The organism is uncultured Porphyromonas sp. (assembly GCF_938023125.1).
GTDB lineage: Bacteria > Bacteroidota > Bacteroidia > Bacteroidales > Porphyromonadaceae > Porphyromonas.
Genome location: NZ_CALHDW010000018.1, coordinates 272023 through 296770, shown reverse-complemented (window position 1 = coordinate 296770; position 24748 = coordinate 272023). Strand labels below are relative to the sequence as shown.

Here is a 24748-nt window from a genome sequence, read left to right as displayed (position 1 = left end):
ATTTATTATTAACGATTATTTCTTTGGACTATCTATGATGAGATCGACGGCCTTAGCCTTGGTACGAGCGGAGAGCCATACAATCATCTTTTGCCGCTCGGCAACGGAGAGCGCACCTCCCGTACGAGGACGTATCACCACATTGAGCGTACTATCCGTAGCAGACTTCGCTGGAGAAGGAGCTACCAAAAAAGCTTTCTCCACACTAGGGAAGAGCGACTTCATCTCCTCTACTACGGCACCTTCTAGCTCGTCGTAGTAGTCCCTCTTTGCAATAATTTGCTTGAGGGAGTCGATCTCCTGACGCTGACGCTGTATAATGGCGTCACTATTTTCGTAGAGATCTTTGAGTACGGTATTCCGCAACTCCCCAAGGTCTGTTTTATCTTCAAAGCCCTGATGGACGAGTAGTTGAGTACCTGCAAGGCCATACTCCTTAAGGCGATTTTGCAAACTATCGATCTGCGAATTCTGTAGAGGCACCCCTAGGAGTACGACATCTAGCACCTTTACCCCATTCTGCGTTCCTAGAGTGTACTTAACGACCTGTGTGCTCGTAAGGGCAAGTTCCTTCTCCACAAACGACTTGGCATTGCGCGTAGCGATACTATCACGCACCATGCCAATACTCAAATACACAGCAGGAATAATGGTACAAGTGGCAATGACCATAAGGATGCGATGTACCTTGCGACCGCGAGCCCTGTCAAGGAAAACTTTCGGTGGAAATCGCAAAAGCCGTACCACAAGATAGGTCGCCAATGCGATAAATACGGAGTTAATAAGGAATAGGTAGAAAGCTCCAAAGAAAAAATGCCATTGCCCTGTGGCAATACCATATCCGGCGGTACAGAGCGGCGGCATAAGAGCCGTAGCAATGGCCACACCCGGGAGCACTTGTCCTTTGCTTTTAGTACTTGCAGCAATCATCCCTGCCGCTCCCCCAAAAAAGGCGATAAGCACATCGTAGATATTGGGTTGGGTACGTCCTAGGAGTTCACTCCCCGAGTCCGTAATAGGGGTAAGGATAAAATAAATAGTGGCAGTAAGTACACTAAAGAGGGTCGTTAGACCTAGGTTGCGAAGCGACTTCTTGAGTAGTTCAAAGTCGTAGATACCAAGAGCTGTACCAAAGCCTATGATGGGCCCCATAAGGGGTGAGATAAGCATCGCACCAATGATTACTGCGGTGGAGTTGGTATTTAACCCCAGAGAAGCAACAAAAATGGCACAAATAAGAATCCAAAGCTTCGTGCCTCGAAAATCCACGTCCGCACGCACCATTTCTAAGGTTTCGAAGTCGTCTTCCTTATCGGTATGGAAGTCGAAAAGTTTGGCAAGATACTCTCGTATCTCTTCTCTCCGATCTTTGGGATTCTTCGAAGTCTTATCGGGGAAATTTTCGTCGAGATCTTCGTCGTCTCGCTCCATGGGTTCGTTACTCATAATTACCTCCTAATTTTTTGCAAGATAGCCCCAAGGGGCACATCTTTTTTGATAATGATAAAAAGAAAAGCTCCCACCACAGCTATATTTACAACCCACATAAGCGAAGGCATTACGGGGGCGATATAACGATGGTTTAGGGCAACAATAGCCACTGCAATAGCTGCTATTGTAAAATAGAATAGGGCATTTTTTAGTTCATATTCCACCTTATAATATTTCTGCCCAAGCAGATAACAAACAACAGCCATCACTGTATTGCTGATCGCACTAGCCCAAGCACAAGCCATATAACTGTAGCGAGGCACTCCCCAACAGATGATGGCGATGGTAAAGATACAACCCAACGAAGAGATCAAAGCTCCCCACCAAGTTTTGTCTACGAGCTTATACCAGAGCGAGAGATTGAAGTAAACTCCCATCATCAGCTCGCCCCACATGGCTAGAGGCACCACCTTCAGGCCTTCCCGATAGTCGGCGCCTACGAGATATTGCAAGACATCCATCCCCGCCATTACACCCACAAAGACAAATAGACTACAGATGAGGAAGTATTTCATAGCCAAGGCATACGAGCGGCGTCTCTCGGCTTCGTCTCCCGCACCTTTGTTGAAGACGAAGGGCTCGTATGCGTAGCGAAAGGCCTGCGTAAACATCACCATGACCATGGCAATCTTGAAGCAAGCGCTATAGATCCCGAGCTGCGACTCGGCCTCCGCACGGTCGGTAAGAATAATCGGAAAGAGTATTTTGTCTGCCATTTGATTGAAGATCCCGGCAATTCCCAAGAGGAGAAGAGGCAGCGAATAGGCAAGCATCCGACGGAGCAGGGATGATGAGAAATGCCATCCAGCCGGCAAGATATACGGCAGTAGCATCAAAAAGATAACGCCATTGCCGATAAGATTGGAAACAAATATGTACCCAACGCCAAACTCGGGGTCGTAAAACCACGAAATCGCTTCGGGTGCTACTCGCCAGACCCACGGACAAAGCAAGAAAAAGAAGAGGTTAAGCCCAATGGACAGAGCGATGAATGTGAGTTTTATGGTAGCGAAACGCCAAGGGCTATTCTTGTAGCGAAGGTAAGCAAAAGGAATCGCCATAAAGGCGTCTGTGGCGATAATAAAGACGAGCATTGCCACCAAGTCGCTCCGATCGGCATACCCAAGAAGGCTACTAATTGGGGAAAGGAAAAGGAGAGACAAAAGAATAAAAAACGAAGAAGTGGTCCCCAGCGAAATCAAGGTTGTAGAGTAGACCTGCTGAGGATTAGGCTCCTTATTCACAAAACGAAAGAACCCGGTCTCCATACCATAGGTAAGGATAGCCATGAGAAGAGCCGTCCAGGCGTAGAGGTTGGTTTGCACACCAAACTCTCCCGTAGAGACCAAAACACGGGTATAGAGCGGAGTTAGAGCCCAATTGAGGAAGCGCCCCAAAATACTGGACAAACCATATACGGCCGTGTCTTTTACCAGCCCCTTTAGTGCATTAGCCACAGTGTAATCGAAATAAATTACTGATTATCCAAAAGGAATTTCCGATCTGCAACAATGGCGCTCTCTGCCCAATAGACCGGAACAAAGCGCCAATTTGGACGGGATGCAAGAGGCAGAAGAACAGGACCTTTCTCGCTCAAGATCTCAATCATATAGGTACGCACGTCTTTGAACGTAGTCCAAATGATGCGATCCTTCAGCTCCTCCTTGGGGATACCGGCCCCTTTCGTGAGCAAACCGCCTCCGCCATTTGCTCTGTAACTATTGAGTACAACTATATAGGTTTCGTCTAAATGGAAAGGAGCTCCCGACGACATTTTCTCTATCTTGATGCGCTGCCCCATAGGTTTGCTCACGTCTACCGTATAGTCAATACCCGCAGCACTGCTAAAGTTGAACATCGGATATTTCGTTATAAATCGGCTCGTAGAATCCGGAGCCTCCTCTAATAGGAGAATATGATCACTTGCCGACTTCATCTGCTTGACCCAACGACTATAAGAATACTCCAGATAATCCTTGACTTCTCTCCCCGTCATGTTTATCACGTAGAGGTAGTTTTCGAAGGGATAAAGGGCAAACATACGCCCCACCGTAAGGTCTCCACGAGGGACTGTTTGGTTCTCAGTGAGGGGGGCTGCAAAGGATATTTCCGCTCCTGTAGTGGCGAGCTGCACCTCATGTATCAAGCCAACGTACTCCGAAAATCCAAACAAAGCATCCTCTGTTCGGATGGGGGCAGACAAGCTAACAATGGGCCGATTGACAAAGCTCTCGATAGCCTCAGCATCTTGTGAGAACTGCTTCATAAACTCTTCGTCCGGATCGTAGGTGTCAAGTTCTGTAAAGCTAGCTTCGACCTTCTTGCCCACTACCTTGCCATCCTTTTTCTTCAACGTAATGGTGATGTCCCCCACTCGGTCGAGATGGTTGCCAGGGGTGAGCATGAAAACAGAATCGCCCTTAGGATTTACACGCTGCTCGATGTACTGCTGGTGATCGTGCCCGTAGAGTACGAGGTCGATACCGGGTACAGAGTCTGTAAGGGCAGTCGCAAAGTTTTCCCTATAACCCTCATCCCTATCAATACGCCCCGAGTGTAGCAACGCAATAACTACATCAGGGTTTTCTTTTTTCTGAATGATTGGGAGCCAATAGCGTGCAGACTCCAATCCATCAGCAAAGTACATTCCTTCGTAGAGCTCGCTAGGTAGCCACTGAGGCACGCCCGTAGTAGTAAGCCCTAAGATGGCAACGCGTATTCCGCTACGCTCTACCATGGTATAGGGGTTAAAGTAGGTTGCTTCCGGATTTTTGGGATCGCGCAAAACATTGGCAGCCAAAAGAGGACACGTAGTCTCCTTTACAAAGCGATCGTAGACGCGGTGCCCCGTCTCTATATCGTGGTTACCCACCGTCATTGCATCGTACTGCAAGTAGTCAAGGACACGGGCCCCGATATGCTTTGTTGCCGTATCTACAAAGTTGTAGTAATAGGTAATAGGCTCTCCCTGTAATAGGTCTCCTCCATCCAAAAGGATAGGCTGATCGCCATCCGCTCTCAAGGCTCCCACATAAGCAGCAAGACGAGCCATAGAGCCGGTCGCGGGGCATTCCCTTACATAGTCGAAAGGCAAGAAATTGCCATGCACATCCGTAGTATGCAAGATGTGCAACGTCACCGTCTCCTCCCCCTTAGGGCTACAAGCCAAGAGAGTGAGCAGGAATGCCCCTAGAGAGACAAGACGTAAAATACATCTGTATAATAGCCGCATATGAAGAATAAAAACTTAATTCGGGAGAGACGACTTAGCACCGTAGGCACTTAGCCCAGGCGACTGCCCGGAGCAATATCGTCACTCACGATCATAACATTGAGGCGTTCTGTCTTATAGTCTACAGCCGAGAGGATCATCCCCTGCGACTCAACCCCCATGAGCTTACGTGGGGGGAAGTTGGCAATGAAAACAAGGTTTTTGCCCACCAACTCTTCGGGCTCGTAGTATTTGGCAATACCCGAAACGATGGTACGTCCTTCGAGGCCATCGTCTAGGCGGAAGCGGAGCAGCTTGTCGCTCTTAGGCACCTTTACACACTCCAAAACACGTCCGACACGAAGGTCCATCTTCATAAAATCGTCGAAGGTTGTGTTCTCGGCAATGGGCTCAGCCTTGCGCTTAGCTGCATCATTGGCAGCCTTAGCCGAAGCGAGCTTCTGCATCTGGGCGTCGATAGCGGCATCCTCTATCTTTTCGAAGAGGAGTGTAGGCTCAGCCAGCTGATGACCGACCGAGAGCAAATCGGACTGCCCCAAGCGGCTCCAATCAAACGGCTCAACTTGTAGCAAATCAAGCAAACGACGGGTACTGAAGGGGAGGAAAGGCGCAAAAGCAATGGATAGATTTGCCGAGATCTGGAGGGCAACATGCAAAATAGTAGCTACCCTCGTAAGATCCGTTTTTGCCACCTTCCAAGGCTCGGTATCGGCAAGATATTTATTTCCGATGCGTGCAATCTGCATCGCATCACGCAAAGCATCGCGGAAGTGGAACTCATCAAGACGATGCTCTAGGTGCGGCACCAAGTCGGCCACCTCCTGCAACGTAGCTTGATCATACTCGGTAAGCGTACCCACCTCAGGCACTTTCCCTCCGAAATACTTGTGCGTAAGCACCATGGCCCGGTTCACAAAGTTACCATAGATGGCTACCAATTCGTTGTTGTTGCGCGCCTGGAAGTCTCGCCAAGTGAAGTCATTATCTTTGGTCTCGGGCGCATTGGCCGTAAGCACATAGCGCAAAACATCCTCCTTGCCGGGGAACTCTTGCAAGTACTCGTGGAGCCAAACTGCCCAATTCCGGCTCGTAGAAATTTTGTCCCCTTCGAGGTTCAAAAACTCATTTGCCGGCACATTGTCGGGGAGAATATAGCTTCCCTCGGCCTTGAGCATGGCAGGGAAAACGATACAATGGAAAACGATATTATCCTTACCGATGAAGTGGATAAGGCGGGTTTCTGAGTCCTTCCACCACGTCTCCCAAGAGTCGGGAAGAAGCTCTTTTGTATTGCTGATATAACCGATGGGGGCATCGAACCAAACGTACAACACCTTACCTTCGGCACCCTCCACGGGAACTGGGATCCCCCAGTCAAGGTCTCGGCTCACCGCACGAGGCTGTAAGCCCATATCAATCCAGCTCTTGCACTGACCATATACGTTGCTCTTCCACTCCTTGTGACCATCGAGGATCCACTCGCGGAGCCAGTCTTCGTAGCGATCCAAAGGCAAGTACCAATGGGTCGTCTCTCTCAGTTCGGGCTTTGCTCCACTGATGACACTTTGAGGGTCAATCAGGTCGGTGGCATTGAGAGAAGTACCACAAGACTCGCATTGATCTCCATAGGCCCCGGGCTTATGGCAATGGGGGCAAGTACCCACAATATAGCGGTCTGCCAAGAAGGTTTCTGCCTTGGGGTCGTAGTACTGCTCACTCGTACGCTCTATAAATTTATTGTTGTCATAGAGGGTGCGAAAGAACTGAGAAGCGGTCTCGGCATGCGTACGACTGGAAGTGCGAGAGTAGATATCGAAATCGATTCCGAACTGCTCAAACGACTCCTTGATGAGTGCATGGTAGCGATCTACCACCTGCTGAGGGGTGATGCCCTCGGCTTTGGCTTTGAGAGAGATAGGCACTCCATGCTCGTCAGACCCTCCGATAAACAAGACCTCCTCACCACGCATTCGTTTGTAGCGCACGTAGATGTCCGCAGGGACATACACACCGGCAAGGTGACCTATATGCACAGGTCCATTGGCATAGGGGAGCGCAGTTGTAACAAGGGTACGCTTAAATCTTTTTGTAGAAGGGTCGTTAGTCATCTCTATCTTCAGTTGTACGTTCTAGTATATCTCGTGCAAAAATAATAATAACTCGCCATATTGCCGCCACTCTGCGGGCAGCACAACCAGAAGGATGCCTTGAGAAACTCGAAAGGGGCCCCGAGAAAGGGCGAAATCGTTGCCTAAAAGCAAAAAGGATACCAAGTGAAGAATCTTTGGCTTCTGGGCAAAAATCAAAAATTTCTCAACCAGAAAGGGAGACACTTATTAGCTGACTTCCCCAGCTTTTTCGCCTGCAGAAAAACTCGAAACGCCCAAGGCCTCCAACAAGAGGTCACCCCCGAAAAATCGAAGATAGAGGACTGAAACACAACCATACAACGTCTTTTAACCCAAGATATCTCGCTCAAGATTTGGTCAGAAATAATTATTTGCATTACCTTTGCAGACGCAAATCGGAACGCATCACTCGGTTGATAAGTTCACGCCTCTGCGGAAATAGCTCAGTTGGTAGAGCATAACCTTGCCAAGGTTAGGGTCGCGAGTTCGAGTCTCGTTTTCCGCTCCAAACGAATGTTTTTACATCACTATTGTTATAAGGCACCCTCAAGAGAGCAATCTTTTTGAGGGTGTTTTGTATTTACACCCCACCCAAAAAGGGAGGAAGAAAGCCTTGTACAACGCACCTAATTTTGCTACCTTTGCACGAGATTGTAGAATAATACATACTAAGATAATGGAACGAGTAGTAAGTGGTATTAGACCCACCGGCAACCTCCACCTGGGTAATTACTTTGGGGCTGTACGAGGATTTCTGGAGATGCAGCATGAGTACGATTGTTTTTTCTTCATCGCAGATTGGCACTCTCTTACTACCCATCCTCACCCCGGAGATATCGTGCGCGGTGCCAACACAATCCTTGCCGAATACCTTGCTTGTGGGCTCGACCCCAATAAAGTAACCATCTATCGTCAGAGTGACGTGCCCGAGGTGCTCGAGTTGTATCTCTACCTCAACATGAATGCCTACCTAGGAGAATTGGAGCGGACTACCTCCTTCAAAGACAAGGCCCGCCAGCAGCCCAACAACGTAAATGCAGGGCTACTCACCTACCCCGCATTGATGGCGGCCGACATTCTTATCCACAAGGCAGTCAAGGTGCCCGTAGGCAAAGACCAAGAGCAAAACATGGAGATGGCGCGTCGCTTTGCACGTCGCTTCAATACGATATACCAGACCGAGTACTTTACCGAACCCGCCTCTTGGCACTTTGGCGATAAGGCCATAAAAATACCCGGGCTTGATGGATCCGGCAAGATGGGCAAGAGTGAAGGAAACGCTATCTACCTCATCGACGACGAAAAGACCCTTACCAAGAAGGTGAAACGTGCCGTAACGGACGGAGGCCCAACAGAGCCCAACAGCACAATGCCGGAGCCTATTACCAATCTGTTTACCCTGCTCAAGATCGCCTCTTCAGAAGAGATCTACCAACACTTTCTTGCGGCCTACAACGACTGCTCAATCCGCTATGGCGATCTCAAAGCTCAGCTCGCTGCGGATCTCGTTGCCCTCACCACTCCTATCCGCGAGCGCATCCTAGAGCTAAGCAGTGATCAGGAATATCTCAACAAGGTAGCCCGCGAGGGGGCCGAGCGTGCTCGAGAGAGCGCCCGCAAGACCTTGGAGGAGGTTCGTCACATCATTGGCTTCATGCCAACAATTCGCTAAAATTCATACAAATAAGATACAGAACATGGATCTAAAAATTCAAGGTCGCATTATAGCCGTCCTCCCCGAAGTTGGGGGCATAAGCAAGGCCGGCAAGGAATGGAAAAAGCAGGAATATGTATTGGAGACCTTTGACCAATACCCCAAAAAGATCTGCTTCAACGCTTTCGGAACCAAGGTGGATGAGTTCGCCATCCAGGAGGGCGAAACTCTCACCGTCTCTATAGATATTGAGAGCCGTGAGTTCAATGGCCGCTGGTACACAGACATCCGTGCATGGCGTGTAGAGCGTGGTGTAGAACCCACGATGGGCTCCATGGATGGATATGGCGCAGCCCAAGGAATTGCCGGAGGTGCCCCCTCATTCCCCCAAGCTCAGCAAGCTGTTCCTCAAGCTCAGAGTGAGTTTAATGCTCCTGCTGAGGGCGACGACCTTCCTTTCTAACCCTCCCCAACCCCAACAAGGGAGACAAAAGAATCCCCTTCTCCGGAGGGAGAAGAAAGTAGAAACGTCATCAGAAGGCATGCCCTTACTCAGCACGAGGCGGGGCATTGCCTATTTTGACTTAGAGTAGTACTAGAGAGAGACTATATGCAAGTGCGCCTCCTCGTTGTGGGCCCCACAGAAGATCGCCTTCTCACCACTCTCATAGAGGGGTATTGCGGGCGCATCTCTCATTACATCTCCTTCGAAATAGAGGTGATTCCCAATATATCGGGAGGGCAAACTCGGTATGATTTGGCACGACTCAAACAGCTAGAGGGCGAGCAAATCTTACGGCGGATAAAACCCAGTGACGAGGTGGTTTTACTCGATGAGAAGGGCAAAGAGCCCACGAGCCAAGAGCTCGCCACCCTGCTCGAGAAGAAGATGCTCTCGGGCGCCAAGCGCTGGACGTGGGTGGTAGGCGGGCCGTTTGGGTTTTCGCAAGAGGTGTACAATGCCGTCCCTCAGCGTCTCTCTCTTAGTCGCCTCACCTTCACACACAATATGATTCGACTCCTGGCCGTGGAGCAACTCTACCGCGCCCTCACCATACTAAACAACGAACCCTACCATCACAACTAAAACAAAACCCTAGAGAGCCATCGTAGCCTTATGATAGATTTTCTAAAAGAAGCAGACATCGCTATGACTGTATGCGACCGAGAAGGACGCATCATCTACATGAATAATCAAAGCAAAGAGGTAAACCAAAAGCCCGGAATGGACTTGATGGGAAAGAACATTCTCGACTGCCATCCCGAGCCCGCACGCTCTCTCCTCGTACACATGATGGAGAACGGCGAAAAGCACGTTTACACCATCGAAAAGAAGGGAAAGAAAAAGCTTATCTACCAAATTCCTTGGTACCAAGAGGGCGAATACATGGGCTTTGTGGAGCTATCCATGATCATTCCCTTCGAGATGGACCACAAGGTGCGTAGCTAAACCCTTTAGCATCCAGAGTTATGGTCAAATCTTCTCTATCCTCCAAAAAACGAACGCTCCTACTCGTTGTAGGATTGGAGCTTTGGGTAGTAGGGATTGCCCTCTATGCCCTATTCAAAGAGAAGATCGTCCCCTCTTGGGATTTTTACCTGCTCCTCGGGGGGGCGCTAGTCCTCCCCATCATACTTTACTTTGTGCTACGCAAGCGCGATGCCATTAGAGCCCAAAATCGTACTGGTGGCACCAACGCCCCTCACGAAAACCATCTATAAAGAGGGTCTCCAGTGACTAAATCCCCTATTTGACAGGATGAATACCCCGCTCTATCCTCTGCGCTTTGCGCCTATCTTCCGCCCGGTACTATGGGGTGGGTACCGCATTGCGCCCTACAAAGGCATCCTAAGTGATCCGAGAGCGATAGGAGAGAGTTGGGAGCTATCACCCATGGAGGGCAACACCTCTGTGGTACTCGAGGGACCTTTGGCAGGAGTTGCCCTCACCGAACTAATGCAACAAGCCGGGCGCTCCATCCTCGGAGACAAGCATTACGAGCGCTACGGCACACACTTCCCCCTCCTCATCAAATTTATTGATGCCCGAGAAGACCTCTCAGTGCAGGTACACCCATCGGACGCTTTAGCCCCCTCTCTTGGGCTCCCCCATGGAAAAAGCGAGATGTGGTACATTGTAGATGCCACCAAAGGCGCTCGCCTCTCGGCAGGATTTGCCGCTTCCACCACTCGGGAGCAGTACCAACAAGCGATTAAAAACGGCTGCATTACAGATCTTCTCCGCTACGACACAATCTCTCGTGGCAACCTCTTTTACATCCCGGCAGGGCGCATTCACACCATCGGAGCCGGCTCTTTTATCTTAGAGGTACAGCAAGCCTTGGATGTAACATACCGCATATTCGATTATGATCGACTCGACAGTGCCGGAGAGACACGTCCCCTACACCTCGATGCAGCAGAGGGTGCTCTCGACTTTGAAGCCACTCCGCCCTATCGTATCGACTACTGCGAGGAGCGCAATCAAGTAAATGTACTACTAAAGACCCCCTACTTCGTATTCTCCACGCTTCCGCTCACTCAACCTCTACGCTACATGCCTCCCTCGGGAGATAACGAGTGCGTAGTCTTTGTGGCTCTTGAGGGAAGTCTCTCGATAAAAGACAGCTCCGGCTACGATGTAGAGTTGCCATGTGGGCACACTCTTTTGTTCCCGGCCTCATGTCTTCCCGCCCATATTACCCCTCGAAAGAAAGCACGTCTTGCCGCCATCACCATTAGTAGCACCACGCCTTCTACACTCTAAACAACATTATATATGCCTACCATTCCTCCCATTATAGACACAACTGCTACAACGCCCCCTCCCATTACCGAAGTACTCGCTCCCGACAAATGGGGGCACATCGACTACAAGGGTCTTCTCTCAGACTGGCTAGAGAAGGGGATCAACTTTGGCGTTCGAGTCCTTATTGCGATCATTATATTCTATGTAGGACGCCTCGTTGTAAAGTGGCTACTTCGGATAGCCGATCGTGCCATGGAACGCCGCAAATTCGAAGTTGCGGTACGTGGGTTTCTGCATTCCATCCTCAGGGTAATCCTACTCATTGCCGTAGTGGTTGCTGCCATTAACTCCCTAGGGGTAGCGCCCGTATCATTCGCCGCTCTTATGGCCGCTGCGGGGATCACTATCGGAGCTTCGCTCGGCGGACAACTGCAAAACCTAGCCGGCGGTGTTATCATCCTGCTCACACACCCCTTCCGGGTAGGCGACTACATCTCCACGGGTACGACAGAGGGGATTGTAAGCCGTGTGGCTATCTTCTTTACCTCACTCACCACCGTAGACAACAAAGCCATCTATATCCCCAACGCAAAGATCACCAGCGAGGCCCTCATCAATTACACCGAAATGAAGTTGAGGCGCTGCGAGTGGTTGGTAACTGTAGATTACGACACCGACTACGAGCAAGTACGGGCCCTTCTCGAGCAGATTGCCAACAACGAGAGTCGCATCCTACCCGAGCCTGCCCATCAGGTGGCTCTTAGCCAACTGAGTGCCAGCTCCGTAGATATATTCTTACGAGGATGGTGCCACACCGAAGAGTATTGGCAGTTGTATTGGGACATCAATCGGGAAATTTACACGCGCTTCAACAAAGAGGGCATTGGCTTTGCATTCCCTCAGCTACGCGTCCATACGTCTTGATCTTTCGAATCTTATTTACTACCTTTGTCTAGTTATTTTAGGGGAAATTTATAGGGATGGATAAAGAAAATCCGAATAGAGAAGAGAATTCGATCACGGGGGATTCTAAAGAGGCTCCCTATGGAGAAACTAAATCCGCCCCCGAGAGAGCCACTCATTTTCGCGATAGTTATTTTATAGACGAAGACGAGGAAGAGACCCTCGAGACCTCTTTTTCGGAGAGCGAAGTAGCTCCGGAAGAAAAGAGAACGCAAGAGAGAGAGTCACAGCCTTCTACCCCTTTTACTCGTGAGAGTATGGGCACCTCTGTAGCATCGTCTGAGCCCCAAGCAAAAGCCGCCTCTACCGCAAAAGAGGAGACTCCCCGGCCTTCCACCTCATCCCAACAGAAGAAAAAAACGTCACAAGACTCTGTGGCAAAGACCATCGGACGCCTTCTTGGTCGCTCCCTCATGGGCTTCAAGGGGGATCGTTTTGTAGCTATCCTGACGGGGCCTTATCGTCTGGTGTTTGTCACCATATTGATCAGTCTTATTTTCAACATCACGCTGCACTACATTCTTGCCGGGCAGCTCAAGGAGGAAGAACGGCTCCAAACCGAGATGGACGACTACACAAAGCGTCAGCAATTTATCTCATCGGAGCTTACACATGCCCTCACACAAGAAGACCTTTTGGAGCGACTTCGCCAGCAGGGCATCACGCTAGCCCCCGCAGACTCTGCCCCCTATATTATTTACGTTCCCATCCCCAATGATCTAAGAGAGGAGTAATTTATCTCGACTACCCTTGTTTATGGCACAGACACACCCCAGCGACAAAGAAAGCACCTCTAAGGCCAGGCGAGAGCCACGCTCTGTGCAGGAGCGTCGGGAGCATCAAGCTCAAGAGAAGAGCAAACGCTCCTCTATGCGTATTTGGCATACCCTCTTTGTTGTTTTTTCTTTGGCCTCCCTCATTGCGATTGTTATCAGCGCTACAAAAACGGGGTGCGTAGAAGGGGATAAGTGGGTTGCCCTGAGCAAAACCCTAGATGGGCCTCGCGAAAAAAAGGAGATAGCGCTACGAGGCAACATCTACGCCTCCACGGGAGAACCGCTGCGCGTAACCGTGGCCTACTACAAGATTGATCTGGACTTAAAAGCCGAGGGACTTAAGAAGTTGTACGAGCAATGCGGCGAGCGAAAAGTACTCGACACCCTTGCCGATGTCGTACTGCGTCACTTCCCCGACATTAAGGAGAGAAAATCGCATAATCAGCTCGTCAACGAGTGGACCCAGAAGATCCAAAAAACGAGAAACACCAAGGTTCATCCTATCGTAGACCCTATTGGCCGTCTCATCACCTACTACGAGTACAATGCATTCTTCACCGATTCGCTTGTAATGTACCGCTACGATAGGAAAGGGAACAAGAAGAGAAGTCCCTACTACCGAGGCTTTAAGTCTCAAAATCGCTACGTGCGAGCTTGTCCCTACAACCACCTAGCCGATGCGACCATAGGCTCAATAAACAAGGAAACCGGGGTTGGAAATAGTGGGCTCGAAGCCTATTACGACGATGTGCTCTCCGGAGCCGACGGACGCTCCCAAGTGGCCTATGCCTCACGTAAGGGTACTCGTATCATCACCACAGCCCCTATTCACGGCTACGATCTCTACACAACCATAGATCCGGAGCTGCAGCGTGTGGCCACCAACGCCCTCCGCGAGGTGCTAGAGGCCAGCAGTGCTCTCTACGGCACCGCCATCTTGATGGAGTCTTCCACAGGGCGCATTGTGGCTATCAGCAACCTCAAACGACTCGCCGAAGACCCCGTCTACAAAGAGCGAGACAACTCGGCTTGCATCGACTTTGTAGAGCCCGGGAGTACCATTAAGCCGGTAAGTATGATGATTGCCTTAGACAGAGGCATCGTCACTCCGGAGCAAACGGTAGATGTTGGCAACGGAGTTTGGGAGTATGGCAAGAGGTTTGTTCGCGACCATAATGCCAACAAAGGGGGCTATGGGGTCATCACCTACGAAGAGGTTATGAAGTACTCTTCGAATGTGGGTATCGCCAAAATGATTGTGGGCGGCTTCCATGATTCGCCCAACGACTTCCGCAAGGCGTTCTTAGATCTTGGTTTCGATGAACTTTGCTGCCAAGAGATTCCCGGAGCGCAAAAGAGCGGAATCAAGCCGGTAGATACATGGGATGCTACGACTTTGGCGTGGCTCTCCTTCGGATATGTATCCCGCCATCCACCCATCAACATCCTGGCATTCTATAACGCTATCGCCAACGGAGGGAAAATGCTTAACCCCTATCTGGTAGATCGTATCGTGGATAAGTCGGGGAGAGTGATTCATTCGGCTCAACCCAAAGTGCTACGCGACTCGATCTGTAGCGATAGAACCATCGAACAACTACGCCATATGCTCCGAGGGGTAGTCGTAGACGGAACCGGTAAGGCCGTTAATTCGCCCCTTGTCTCCATTAGTGGCAAGACGGGTACAGCCCAAACCCTCAATCCTAAGACACGGACCTACGAGCACTGTGGCCACTATGTTTCTTTCTGTGGTTACTTCCCTAGCGACAACCCTCGCTACTCTGTAATTTCTACCGTGATGCTACCTCCCGGAGTCCCCTACTCGGCCGGACACCAACCCGGAGCGGTAGTTCGTGCCATTGCTGAGGCAGTTGCCAGCCGTGGGACCGCCCGCAGTGTAACCGAGATACCCCCGAAGCAGGACAAACTCAAAGGGGTACATATCACCTCCGGCAGACTTGGAGCCATCTCCAAATTTGCCGCACAAGAGAAGGCCGACTTAGAGGTAGGCAAGGGCATACAGCACGACACTCCGGTGGCGGTAGAAGAGGTATCCGAAGGCAAGTGGAGGGTACGAGCCTACAGCAACGTACCCAAGAATGTAATGCCCAACCTTATAGGATTCTCTGTAAGCGAGGCCCTATACCAACTCCAGATCCGTGGGGTAAAAGTGCACTTAGTAGGGCAAGGGCATGTAATCGCCCAATCTCACGCTTATGGCACGGAGCTCAAAAAGGGAGAGGTTATCGTGCTCACCCTAGGTTATCGCTCAGCATCTCAACCCAAGCCCGCCACCCCCGAAGTAAAGGAGGAAACCCCACAAAAACGTTAGAACAACTCCTCTTAGGCAGCTATGCCCAAAGAATGATCTTTGCTAAACTATTCCCTCATGAAATCTGATCATCCCCTCAATACAGCTCTGCAACCCGCCTCTCTATCCCGGGAGATACTGCTCCAGACCATTGCAGCCTGGCACCTCCCTCAACAAGATTTTGAGGCAAAAACGTCTCCTTCGGTAACGCATATTACCAACGACTCTCGCAAGGTAACCTCGGGCAGTCTCTTTGTTGCCATACCGGGCGCCGAGCTGGATGGTTGGCAATTCGTACCCAAAGCCCTAACGGCAGGAGCCAAATACATTGTTGGGGAGCACGTGCTCTCACAAGAGGAGCAAGCCCTATTCGAGCAGGCAGATGCCTCGTATATTGCCGTATCTTCGGCACACGAGGCCCTTGCCGCCCTAGCCCAAGCCCTCTGGCACTACCCGAGCAAGCACCTTCGCTTGGTGGGGGTAACGGGGACCAACGGCAAGACCTCTACAGCCACCATGCTCCATCGTCTTTTTGAGCGTCTCGGCTATAAGTCGGGGTTGATAGGTACGGTAGAAAACCGAATAGGCAACGAGGTTGTCCCCGCCACGCACACAACGCCGGATCCGATAGCCTTGGCGCAGTTGCTCTACCAGATGCAACAAGCGGGGTGTAGCCACGTTTTTATGGAGGTTTCGTCTCACGCAGCCCATCAGCGGCGCATAGGTTCGCTTGACTTCGCAGGGGGGCTATTTACCAACCTCACCCGCGATCATCTCGACTATCACGGCACCATGCAGGAGTACATACGTGCGAAGAAAATGTTTTTCGACCAACTCTCGCCCAACGCCTTTGCCCTTGTGAATGCAGACGACCGCAACGGCTCCGTAATGTTGCAGAACACCTCCGCCAAGAAGTACACCTACGGGCTCAAGAGCTTTGCCGACTTCAAAGCCAAAGTAGTAGAGGGAGACTTCCGAGGCACAGAGCTACTGCTTAACGATCGCCCCGTATGGATCCCTCTGGTAGGGGCGTTCAATGCCTACAACATCACCCTAGTATATGCTGCGGCACGGCTCCTATTGCCGGATCTCGAGCAAGAGGTTTTACTCCAAGCCCTCAGCACCATCGAAACGGCAGAAGGCCGATTTGAAGTCATCTCCGAAGGAGGGAGAATCGGCATTGTAGACTATGCGCATACCCCCGATGCTCTTATCAAAGTATTAGAGACCATTCGTCCTTTGGTACCCCGGGGCGGACGAATTATCACCGTAGTAGGAGCCGGGGGCAATCGAGACCGAGGGAAACGCCCCATCATGGCACAGGAGGCCTTCCGCAGAAGCGACCTGCTGATCCTCACAAGCGACAACCCCCGAGGCGAAGATCCCCAAGCCATCATAGACGAAATGATGACCGGCCTCACTCCCGAGGAGCAGGCACAATGCCTTACCAATGTGGATAGACGCAGCGCCATTGCCACCGCTTGCCGCCTCGCTACCCCATGCGATGTAATCCTCGTTGCCGGCAAAGGACACGAAACATATCAAGAGATTCAGGGGGTGCGTCATCACTTCGACGACCGTGAGGAGCTACGCCTTGCTCTCTGCCACTCCACACCCCAAACCCACTAAATACAGCCTCTATTTATATGATTTACTACCTAGCCGATTTAATGCAAGACTGGCACCTCTCAGGGGGTCGCCTGCTCCATTATGTCTCCTTTCGAGCCGTACTTGCCTTCGTCTTTTCGCTCCTTATTGCCACTCTGGTAGGGAGTAAGATTATCGACAAATTGCGTCAGAAACAAATCGGAGAGACCATACGATCCTTGGGTTTGGAAGGCGAAGACTCCAAAAAGAACACGCCCACCATGGGGGGGATCATCATAATAATCTCGATACTCGTACCTACCCTTCTGTTTGCCCGCCTCGATAATATCTATGTTATCTTGATGCTTATCACCACAGTAATGATGGGGCTTCTCGGCTTTATCGATGACTATATCAAGGTCTTTAAGCACAACAAAAAAGGGCTATCCGGCAAATACAAACTCATCTGGCAGGCTCTCTTCGGGATCATTTTGGGACTTGTCCTCTACCTTAACCCCGAGACTTCGATCCGTGAGAATAGGGAGGTGCGATACGAAGGAAAGATCACCAATGTGACCTATTCCTATGCAGAAACCAAAAGCACCAAGACAACGATCCCCTTTGTCAAGAACAACAACTTCGACTATGCAGACCTTCTCCCCGTCAAGCCGGAGCACAAAGAGGTCGTGGGATGGATCCTATTCATCGTTGTTGCCACCCTCATTGTGACCTTTATCAGCAACTGCGTCAATCTCACGGATGGGCTGGATGGACTGGCGGCAGGCTCCTCGGCTCCGGTGGGCGTTGTGCTGCTTATCTTTGCTTACGTATCCAGTCATATCAATATGGCTAGCTACCTCAATATTATGTACATACCGGGGGCAGAAGAGTTGGTGATCTTTGCGGCAGCCTTTGTTGGTGCTACCATTGGGTTCCTTTGGTACAATGCCAATCCGGCACAGGTCTTTATGGGCGACACCGGGAGCCTCACGCTGGGCGGGATCATTGCGGTATTTGCCATCTTGGTGCGCAAAGAACTCCTCTTACCCATCCTCTGTGGGCTCTTCGTCGTAGAAGGGCTCTCTGTAATGCTCCAGACCGCTTACTACAAACATACCAAGCGAAGAGCGGGCGGACCGGTACGTATCTTTAGAATGGCCCCCCTGCACCACCACTTCCAGAAGGCCGTGCAAAATGTAGATACAAGGGTGCTTATTGATGTACCCAAGAAGCTCGTAAAGGAGAATAAGTTAGTGGTTCGCTTTTGGATTATAGCCCTCCTACTTGCCGCATTCTCTTTGGCTACGCTCAAGATGCGCTAAGCGATACGCCCCCCTCTCAGCCTCCCATAGGCTCAGATATAGTAAACGCCCTCTATCTCCATTGCATTCGGAGCTAGAGGGCGTTGCTCTACCATTGGATGGGCTGTTGCCCATGGCGGCGGAGGTACTCGTTGGCTTTGCTAAAGTGGCGGCAGCCTAAGAAGCCGCGATGTGCCGAGAGGGGTGAAGGATGAGGCGCCTCTAGTACAAAGTGCCTCCCCGGGGGTATCATGGCAGCCTTACGCCGTGCAGAGCTTCCCCAGAGCATAAAGACAAGCCCCTCACGCTGCTTGGCAAGCGCCTCTATCGCCGCATCGGTAAAAGTCTCCCAGCCATGCCCCTGGTGCGAAGCCGCTTTGTGCGCCTCCACCGTAAGGGTAGCATTGAGGAGTAATACCCCCTGCTCTACCCAAGGCATGAGGTGACCGCCCCGTATGATGGAGGGGCGCCCCAAGTCGCTTGCAATCTCTTGCAGAATATTGCGTAGACTAGGAGGCGGAGTAATCCCCTCGGGGACAGAAAATGCCAGCCCCTCGGCTTGGCCGGGTTCGTGGTAGGGATCTTGCCCCAATATCACGACGCGTACCCGATCGAAAGGGCAGCAATCAAAAGCCCTAAAGATCAGGCCGGCGGGGGGATAGGCCGCTCCTTGCTGATATTGCTTGCGCACAAAGTCGGTCAGCGTCTCGAAGTAAAACTTATCAAACTCAGGGGCAAGCACCTTTTTCCACCCCTCTTCGATACGTACATTCATAGGCATGTTCTATTTCTCCGGCTACTAATAAAGAAGCAGCACCCCTCCCACCCTAAGGGGAGAAGAGTGCTGCCACTATGGATGGGGAGAGCAGTCTCTCTCCTTAAATTAGCTTATGCTTCTTCCGTAGACTCTTCGTTTAGGTTCTGGAAGAGCTTTTCGAACTCTTCGGAAGTAACCTCTTTCTTTTCGAGAGTCACCTTATTTTGAGCATCAAGAGCCACAAGACGGATCGTAGCATTTAGCTCGGTCTCAGCACGCTTGTTTTCGTCTTCGAGGTGCGACTTTACAAGTGTTTCGAAGATAGAATCGGGTAGACCGCTATAGCCATAAGCAGCCATTTGCTGACGAATTTCAGCAAGAGCTTCTTGACGGATAATCTCGTCCGTAACCTCTACGCCCTGTGCTTTTGCCATCTGACGAAGGGCTGTAGTAAAGAATACATAGTCTATGATAGACTGGAAGCTTTCCTCTGTGAGCTCTTCGTTATTCTTCTTCTGAATGTTAGCAACGAAGGGGCGGAAGGTTTCCTTATCAAACTCGGGAGTACCGATATTTGCCTTTACATACTCAATAAGCTTATTGGCGAATAGGTTGTTAGAACCCGAAGCATACTCCATCTCACGACGCTTTGCCAACTCAGCACGGTAGGCAGCTTCGTCTTTGATCTCAGTATCTTCGCCAAAGGCCTTCTTATAGAGCTCTTCGCCGGGTGTAGCCTCTACAAAGTGATTGATCTTCTCTACTTCGAAGTTAAAGTCGCCCTTGTGATCTGCCACTTCTTCGGGCTTGATACCCAAGAGATTGCTGGTAATAGCATCCGTTTCGCCATCGGCCTTGTAGGGGTTGAAACGTACTACCGAGTGGAGAGCCACCCCGTTGAACTTAGCCTTTTCGGCCTCATCCTTGAAGCTCTTGGGCAAAAGGAGGCAATTTTCTTTACGAAGACCGTTTTCTTTAGGATTACCCTCTTCGTCTAGCTCTACGAGGAGTCCATAGAGAGAGTCGTCCTCTCCCATTACCTCAGCTTGTTGCATGCTACCATAAGCTCTACGCATGTAGCTATCTGCCTCATCGATATCTTTTTCTCCCACTTTTACGGTGTAATAGGGAAGTTTCACATCCGCAGAGAGGGGTATATTGAAGTCGGGAGTAAGGGCAAGATGGAAAGAAAAAGTGAAGTCTGACCCCTTCTCTAGATCTTGATCGTTGGGTTGAATCATGGGCTGACCGAGGAATTCCACATTGTTTTCTCGGAGGGTTTCAAAGAGCTTGTCGCCCACCATTTTGTTGATTTCTTCGATCTTTACAGAAGCTCCGTACTTCTTTGTTACAATATCCTGGGGTACCATGCCCTTACGGAAACCGGGCATATCCATACGCTGACGGAGGTTGCGGAGTTGTTCTTTCACTGCCTTTTCGTAGTCGGCAGCTTCGATAGAGACGGTTACGATGCCTCTGCGAGGAGCTTCTGTGGTAAACGTACTGTTCATTTGTATCTCTTGTCTATTTCTATTTCACTTATAATCTATGACCACGCAAAAGTAGCACAAATCCCGCTATCGGGCAAATCTTAGCCTAACCCCTCCCCAACGTATGCAGGCAGAAATGGGATTTTACGTGAGAGTAAAAACCTACAAAAAGACGGACAATAATCCCTTCTCGGATAAAATGTTACGAAGAAGTCACTCAATTGGAGGCATTACTTCTATCCGAATCCAGCGGAAGAAGTTACCGCCCCCTTGGGCATAAAGCTAGGAGCGATGGAGACTCCACGAGACGCCCCCCCAGGGAGGCCGAGGGGCAACCAAGGCTTTTCCGGCTACACGCCTCCCCAAAAGCAGGCAAAAGGCGATGTTTATCCAGCCAAAGTGACTACTTTTGTAGGAGGCAAGCCCATACGGCGAAGGCTCTCTTCTCCGTGCAAGGGCGAGTGCGAATAGAATCAACGAGTTAGTCAGTAGTCTACAGAAATATGGGTATAAGAATAGCAATTGTAGGAGCCTCGGGAGCCGTAGGTACGGAATTCATGCGCCTGATTGAGCAGCGCAACTTCCCGGCAGCAGAGATTCGTCTTTTCGGGTCCTCTCGCAGTGCCGGCAAAGAATACAAGGTGGCAGGGAAGTTGTGCAAGGTCGAAGAATTGCAAGACAACGATGCCTTCCGCGATATCGATATAGTCTTCGTCTCCGCAGGTGGGGATACCTCTCGCAAGTATGCCGAGGTGATCACTCGTCATGGAGCGCTTATGATTGATAATTCGAGTGCCTTTCGCATGGCAGAGGATGTACCTCTCGTTGTACCCGAGGTGAACCCAACCGACGCCCTCGTTACTCCTAGAAATATCATTGCCAACCCCAATTGTTCTACGATACAAATGGTGGTGGCCCTACATGCCCTCAACAAGATAACCCCTCTGCGGCAGGTGCATGTAGCTACCTACCAAGCAGCCAGTGGAGCAGGCAACCTAGCCATGGAAGAGCTACGCCAGCAGGTACGAGACGAGGCCGAAAACAGACCTCTTGAGGTTAATAAATTTGCCCATCAGCTTCTATACAATGTGATCCCTCATATTGATATTTTTGCCGATGAAGACTATACCAAAGAGGAGCTCAAGATGTACCACGAGACGCAAAAAATCCTCCACAGCTCAGTGGCCGTAAGCGCAACGTGTGTGCGAGTACCGGTCCTCAGGGCACACAGCGAAGCTATCTGGGTAGAGGGCGAGCGTGCCATCACACCCGAGGAGGCTCGTCGAGCATTTGAGACTCAAGAGGGTATCGTGGTTGTGGACGATCCCAAACAACTCCGCTATCCGATGCCCCTTTTTGCGGCCGATCAAGACCCCGTATATGTAGGGCGTATCCGACAAGACATTGCCCATCCCGGAGGTATCACCTTCTGGTGCGTTGCCGACCAAATCCGCAAGGGTGCAGCACTCAATGCCGTGCAAATTGCCGAGTGGCTTATCGCCCAGGGCCGGTTTGCCAAATAACCCATTCCCTCTCTTCTGATGAAACAATCTCAAACTGCACTCACGCCGGAGGTCCTCGAATTTGCCACGGTAGCCGTGCCCTTTTGCACCCTCTTGCACGAGGCCGCTCAGATGGCTCCGGCCGAGCTTACCGACAAATTACTGAGGATTCTTCCCCTGCTCTATATCAAGACGCTGCCCCTACTCTCCTCGGGCGGTGACGATGCCGTGCCCTTCGAACAAGAGGAGGAGTACTTCCTCCCGGAGTATGTAAGCGAGAGGGAATACACCCTTGTGGAGCGAGGTCTGGAGCAACAATTTGGCCGAGGCGACCTCTTCCTTGAGGCGCTATCGCCCGAGATGCAATACAGCGACCGCCCTCTTACGGCACGCCTCTCGGAGACCCTTACGGACATTTATCAACCTATCGGCAACTTCGTAGGGCTCCTGCGCGACGAAGTCTTTGACCTTATTCCGCTCGCTCTCCACGACCTTTCTGAGCAATTTGGCGCCTACTGGGGCGATCGTATCTTGGCCGCCTTACGTGCCCTGCATCACCTCAAGTTCACCGAGAGTCTTGAGCCCAACGAAGAGGCCTCGCCAGAGGAAGAAAGAGAGGATTTTTAATCAAACACAAATGGAATCCCTACAAGAGCATATCACAAAAGAGGAGATCGCAGCTCTCCCTCACACCGCATTTTTCCCGGGGAAAATACACCTTATCGAAACGGAAGAAGAGGCCGAAGCCATCTTTGACCAGCTGGAGCAGCACTCCGTTGTGGGCTTCGACACCGAGTCTAAGCCCTGCTTCACTCGAGGCGAAATAGCAGAGGTAGCCTTGGTGCAGATCTCTACACTCGAGGATGCTTACCTCATCCGTGTAAATAAAACAGACTTTCCACCCCGCCTCAAAGCCTTCCTTGCCAACCCCAACATACTAAAAGTAGGGCTGAGCCTGCGCGATGATTACAAAGTAATGCGCCGCCGAGCCGAGGTGCAACCCGAGGGTTTTGTAGAGCTACAAAGCCTATGCCCCGCCTACGGCATACGAGATGCCGGATTGCAAAACATCTATGCCATCATTTTTGGGGAGCGCATTAGTAAATCTCAGAGAGTGACCAATTGGGAAAGCCCCACTCTCACCTTCAAACAACAACTATACGCCGCCCTCGATGCCTATGCCTGCCTGCGCATTTACAACGCACTGATGGCCCGCCCCATTCCGCACCCCTCCCGTTTTGCTTTACTTTATATCCCGGGGAATACAAAAGCGAACTAAAATGGCTACCTTTGTCCTCAAACAAAGGGCGCACAAACAGAGAATTATAAATACAATACTATAAATAAGCGTACTCGAACATGAATACCGACTCTAAATTCCGCCTAGAGAGCGACCTTTTGGGCGAACGCCAAATCCCCGCAGACAAGCTCTATGGGGTACAAACGCTACGCGGTATCGAAAACTTTCAGATCAGCCGTTTCCGTCTAGATCAGTATCCTCTATTCATCAATGGTCTAGCCTACACAAAGTGGGGCGCTGCCATTGCCAACCATGCTCACGGCTTGCTCACCGATGAGCAGTACAAGGCTATCGTTGCTACCTGCAAAGAAATCCTCGAAGGTAAGCACCACGATCAATTCCCCGTGGATATGATCCAAGGCGGTGCCGGCACTACTACCAATATGAATGCCAATGAGGTGATCTGCAACCGCGCCCTACAAATCATGGGACACGAGGCCGGGGAGTACAAATACCTACAACCCAACGATCACGTTAATTGCAGTCAATCGACCAACGACGCTTACCCCACGGCTATTCACCTTGGGCTCTACGCCACACACCTCACACTACGTCCCCACCTCGAAGAACTCATCGCATCTCTACGCAAGAAGAGCGCAGAGTTTGCTCACATTCTTAAGATGGGTCGTACCCAACTTGAGGACGCTGTGCCCATGTCTCTAGGACAAACATTCGGTGGCTTTGCCGCTATCCTAGAAGAAGAATTGGCATACCTAGACTTCGCCGCCAAGCAATTCCTCACCATCAATATGGGGGCTACGGCTATCGGTACAGGTATCTGCTCCGAGCCGGGCTACGCAGAAGCCTGCATCAAGGCTACGGCCGAAATCACCGGTTGGGACATCAAACTCACAGAAGACCTCGTGGGAGCAACCAGTGACACCTCAGTAATGATCGGTTACTCTAGCGCCCTCAAGCGTATTGCTGTAAAACTCAATAAGATTGGCAACGACATCCGTCTTCTTGCTTCGGGTCCTCGATGCGGTCTTCGCGAAATCAACGTACCCGCCATGCAACCCGGCTCTTCGATCATGCCCGGTAAGGTTAACCCCGTAATCCCCGAAGTGCTCAGCCAAGTTTGCTACAAGGTGATCGGTAACGACCTCACCGTGACTATGGCCGGTGACGCTGCCCAGATGGAGCTTAACGCAATGGAGCCCGTAATGGCTCAATGCTGCTTCGAAAGCTGCGACCTCCTCATGAATGGTATGGATACCTTCCGCACACTTTGTGTTGATGGCATCACCGCCAACGAAGATGTTTGCCGCGACTATATCCGCAACAGCATCGGCATCGTAACCGCTCTTAACCCCGTAATTGGGTATAAGAACTCGACCAAGATTGCCAAGGAAGCTATGGAGACCGGTCGTGGCGTTTACGACCTCGTACTCGAGCATGGCATCCTATCGAAGGAAGACCTCGACACCATCTTGAGTCCCGAAAATATGATCAAACCCGTAAATCTCCAGCACATCAAACCGCTGAAGTAATACCCAAAGGCACTTG

21 protein-coding genes and 1 tRNA gene are annotated in these 24748 nt (G+C 50.9%); 16 read left to right on the top strand and 6 right to left on the bottom strand.

Features of this window, described 5'->3' with window-relative positions; genetic code table 11:
- Positions 1–15: 15 nt before the first annotated feature.
- Genes Q0090_RS07380 through metG form a run of 4 tightly spaced genes read right to left on the bottom strand, consistent with a single transcriptional unit; the run spans position 16 to position 6831 of the window.
- A complete protein-coding gene (locus tag Q0090_RS07380) occupies positions 16–1446 on the bottom strand; it encodes a DUF389 domain-containing protein (protein ID WP_297949264.1) in 1431 nt (476 codons plus the stop codon).
- 2 nt (positions 1447–1448) lie between these two features.
- Entirely contained in the window at positions 1449–2948 is a 1500-nt protein-coding gene (locus tag Q0090_RS07375) for an oligosaccharide flippase family protein (protein ID WP_297949262.1), read from the bottom strand.
- 17 nt (positions 2949–2965) lie between these two features.
- Positions 2966–4723: a bifunctional UDP-sugar hydrolase/5'-nucleotidase gene (locus tag Q0090_RS07370; protein ID WP_297949260.1), complete on the bottom strand. Its 1758-nt coding sequence runs from the start codon at positions 4721–4723 to the stop codon at positions 2966–2968.
- Between the two features lie 50 nt (positions 4724–4773).
- Positions 4774–6831, bottom strand: coding sequence for a methionine--tRNA ligase (metG, locus tag Q0090_RS07365; protein WP_297949258.1), 2058 nt, complete (start codon positions 6829–6831; stop codon positions 4774–4776).
- Between the two features lie 453 nt (positions 6832–7284).
- Here metG and Q0090_RS07360 point away from each other — a divergent pair.
- From Q0090_RS07360 to mraY, 12 genes are all read left to right on the top strand, one after another.
- Positions 7285–7360 (top strand) — tRNA-Gly (locus Q0090_RS07360).
- 168 nt (positions 7361–7528) lie between these two features.
- On the top strand, positions 7529–8524 hold the full coding sequence (trpS, locus tag Q0090_RS07355; protein ID WP_297949256.1) for a tryptophan--tRNA ligase: 996 nt from the start codon (positions 7529–7531) through the stop codon (positions 8522–8524).
- 25 nt (positions 8525–8549) lie between these two features.
- Positions 8550–8969, top strand: a complete 420-nt coding sequence (locus Q0090_RS07350) for a DUF3127 domain-containing protein (RefSeq protein WP_297949254.1) — start codon at positions 8550–8552, stop codon at positions 8967–8969.
- A 147-nt stretch (positions 8970–9116) separates the two neighbouring features.
- Positions 9117–9593, top strand: coding sequence for a 23S rRNA (pseudouridine(1915)-N(3))-methyltransferase RlmH (locus tag Q0090_RS07345; protein ID WP_297949252.1), 477 nt, complete (start codon positions 9117–9119; stop codon positions 9591–9593).
- Between the two features lie 30 nt (positions 9594–9623).
- Complete coding sequence (locus Q0090_RS07340; RefSeq protein ID WP_297949250.1) at positions 9624–9956, top strand: PAS domain-containing protein; 333 nt, start codon at positions 9624–9626, stop codon at positions 9954–9956.
- Positions 9957–9976: 20 nt separating this feature from the next.
- On the top strand, positions 9977–10228 hold the full coding sequence (locus Q0090_RS07335; protein ID WP_297949248.1) for a hypothetical protein: 252 nt from the start codon (positions 9977–9979) through the stop codon (positions 10226–10228).
- A 37-nt stretch (positions 10229–10265) separates the two neighbouring features.
- Positions 10266–11273, top strand: a complete 1008-nt coding sequence (locus Q0090_RS07330) for a type I phosphomannose isomerase catalytic subunit (RefSeq protein ID WP_297949245.1) — start codon at positions 10266–10268, stop codon at positions 11271–11273.
- A gap of 12 nt (positions 11274–11285) precedes the next feature.
- On the top strand, positions 11286–12179 hold the full coding sequence (locus Q0090_RS07325; RefSeq protein ID WP_297949243.1) for a mechanosensitive ion channel domain-containing protein: 894 nt from the start codon (positions 11286–11288) through the stop codon (positions 12177–12179).
- Between the two features lie 56 nt (positions 12180–12235).
- Positions 12236–12952: a hypothetical protein gene (locus Q0090_RS07320; RefSeq protein ID WP_297949241.1), complete on the top strand. Its 717-nt coding sequence runs from the start codon at positions 12236–12238 to the stop codon at positions 12950–12952.
- 22 nt (positions 12953–12974) lie between these two features.
- Positions 12975–15326 (top strand): penicillin-binding transpeptidase domain-containing protein, encoded by a 2352-nt coding sequence (locus Q0090_RS07315; RefSeq protein WP_297949239.1) that lies wholly within the window; start codon positions 12975–12977, stop codon positions 15324–15326.
- 57 nt (positions 15327–15383) lie between these two features.
- A complete protein-coding gene (locus Q0090_RS07310; protein ID WP_297949237.1) occupies positions 15384–16934 on the top strand; it encodes a UDP-N-acetylmuramoyl-L-alanyl-D-glutamate--2,6-diaminopimelate ligase in 1551 nt (516 codons plus the stop codon).
- Between the two features lie 17 nt (positions 16935–16951).
- Positions 16952–18214 carry a phospho-N-acetylmuramoyl-pentapeptide-transferase gene (gene mraY, locus Q0090_RS07305; RefSeq protein WP_297949235.1) on the top strand — a complete coding sequence of 421 codons (1263 nt, stop codon included), beginning with the start codon at positions 16952–16954 and terminating at the stop codon, positions 18212–18214.
- A gap of 88 nt (positions 18215–18302) precedes the next feature.
- Here mraY and ung read toward each other — a convergent pair whose 3' ends face one another.
- Together ung and Q0090_RS07295 are read right to left on the bottom strand one after the other, a co-directional pair.
- On the bottom strand, positions 18303–18968 hold the full coding sequence (ung, locus tag Q0090_RS07300) for a uracil-DNA glycosylase (RefSeq protein WP_297949233.1): 666 nt from the start codon (positions 18966–18968) through the stop codon (positions 18303–18305).
- A 113-nt stretch (positions 18969–19081) separates the two neighbouring features.
- Complete coding sequence (locus Q0090_RS07295; protein ID WP_297949231.1) at positions 19082–20461, bottom strand: trigger factor family protein; 1380 nt, start codon at positions 20459–20461, stop codon at positions 19082–19084.
- A gap of 488 nt (positions 20462–20949) precedes the next feature.
- On the opposite strand from Q0090_RS07295, the gene Q0090_RS07290 reads away from it, so the two are divergent.
- The 4 genes from Q0090_RS07290 to Q0090_RS07275 all read left to right on the top strand — a co-directional run bounded on the left by Q0090_RS07290 (position 20950) and on the right by Q0090_RS07275 (position 24732).
- Complete coding sequence (locus Q0090_RS07290; protein ID WP_297949415.1) at positions 20950–21963, top strand: aspartate-semialdehyde dehydrogenase; 1014 nt, start codon at positions 20950–20952, stop codon at positions 21961–21963.
- An 18-nt stretch (positions 21964–21981) separates the two neighbouring features.
- Positions 21982–22569: a DUF5063 domain-containing protein gene (locus Q0090_RS07285; protein ID WP_297949229.1), complete on the top strand. Its 588-nt coding sequence runs from the start codon at positions 21982–21984 to the stop codon at positions 22567–22569.
- Positions 22570–22579: 10 nt separating this feature from the next.
- Positions 22580–23221 (top strand): 3'-5' exonuclease, encoded by a 642-nt coding sequence (locus tag Q0090_RS07280; protein ID WP_297949227.1) that lies wholly within the window; start codon positions 22580–22582, stop codon positions 23219–23221.
- Between the two features lie 80 nt (positions 23222–23301).
- Complete coding sequence (locus Q0090_RS07275; protein ID WP_297949225.1) at positions 23302–24732, top strand: aspartate ammonia-lyase; 1431 nt, start codon at positions 23302–23304, stop codon at positions 24730–24732.
- Positions 24733–24748: the final 16 nt, after the last annotated feature.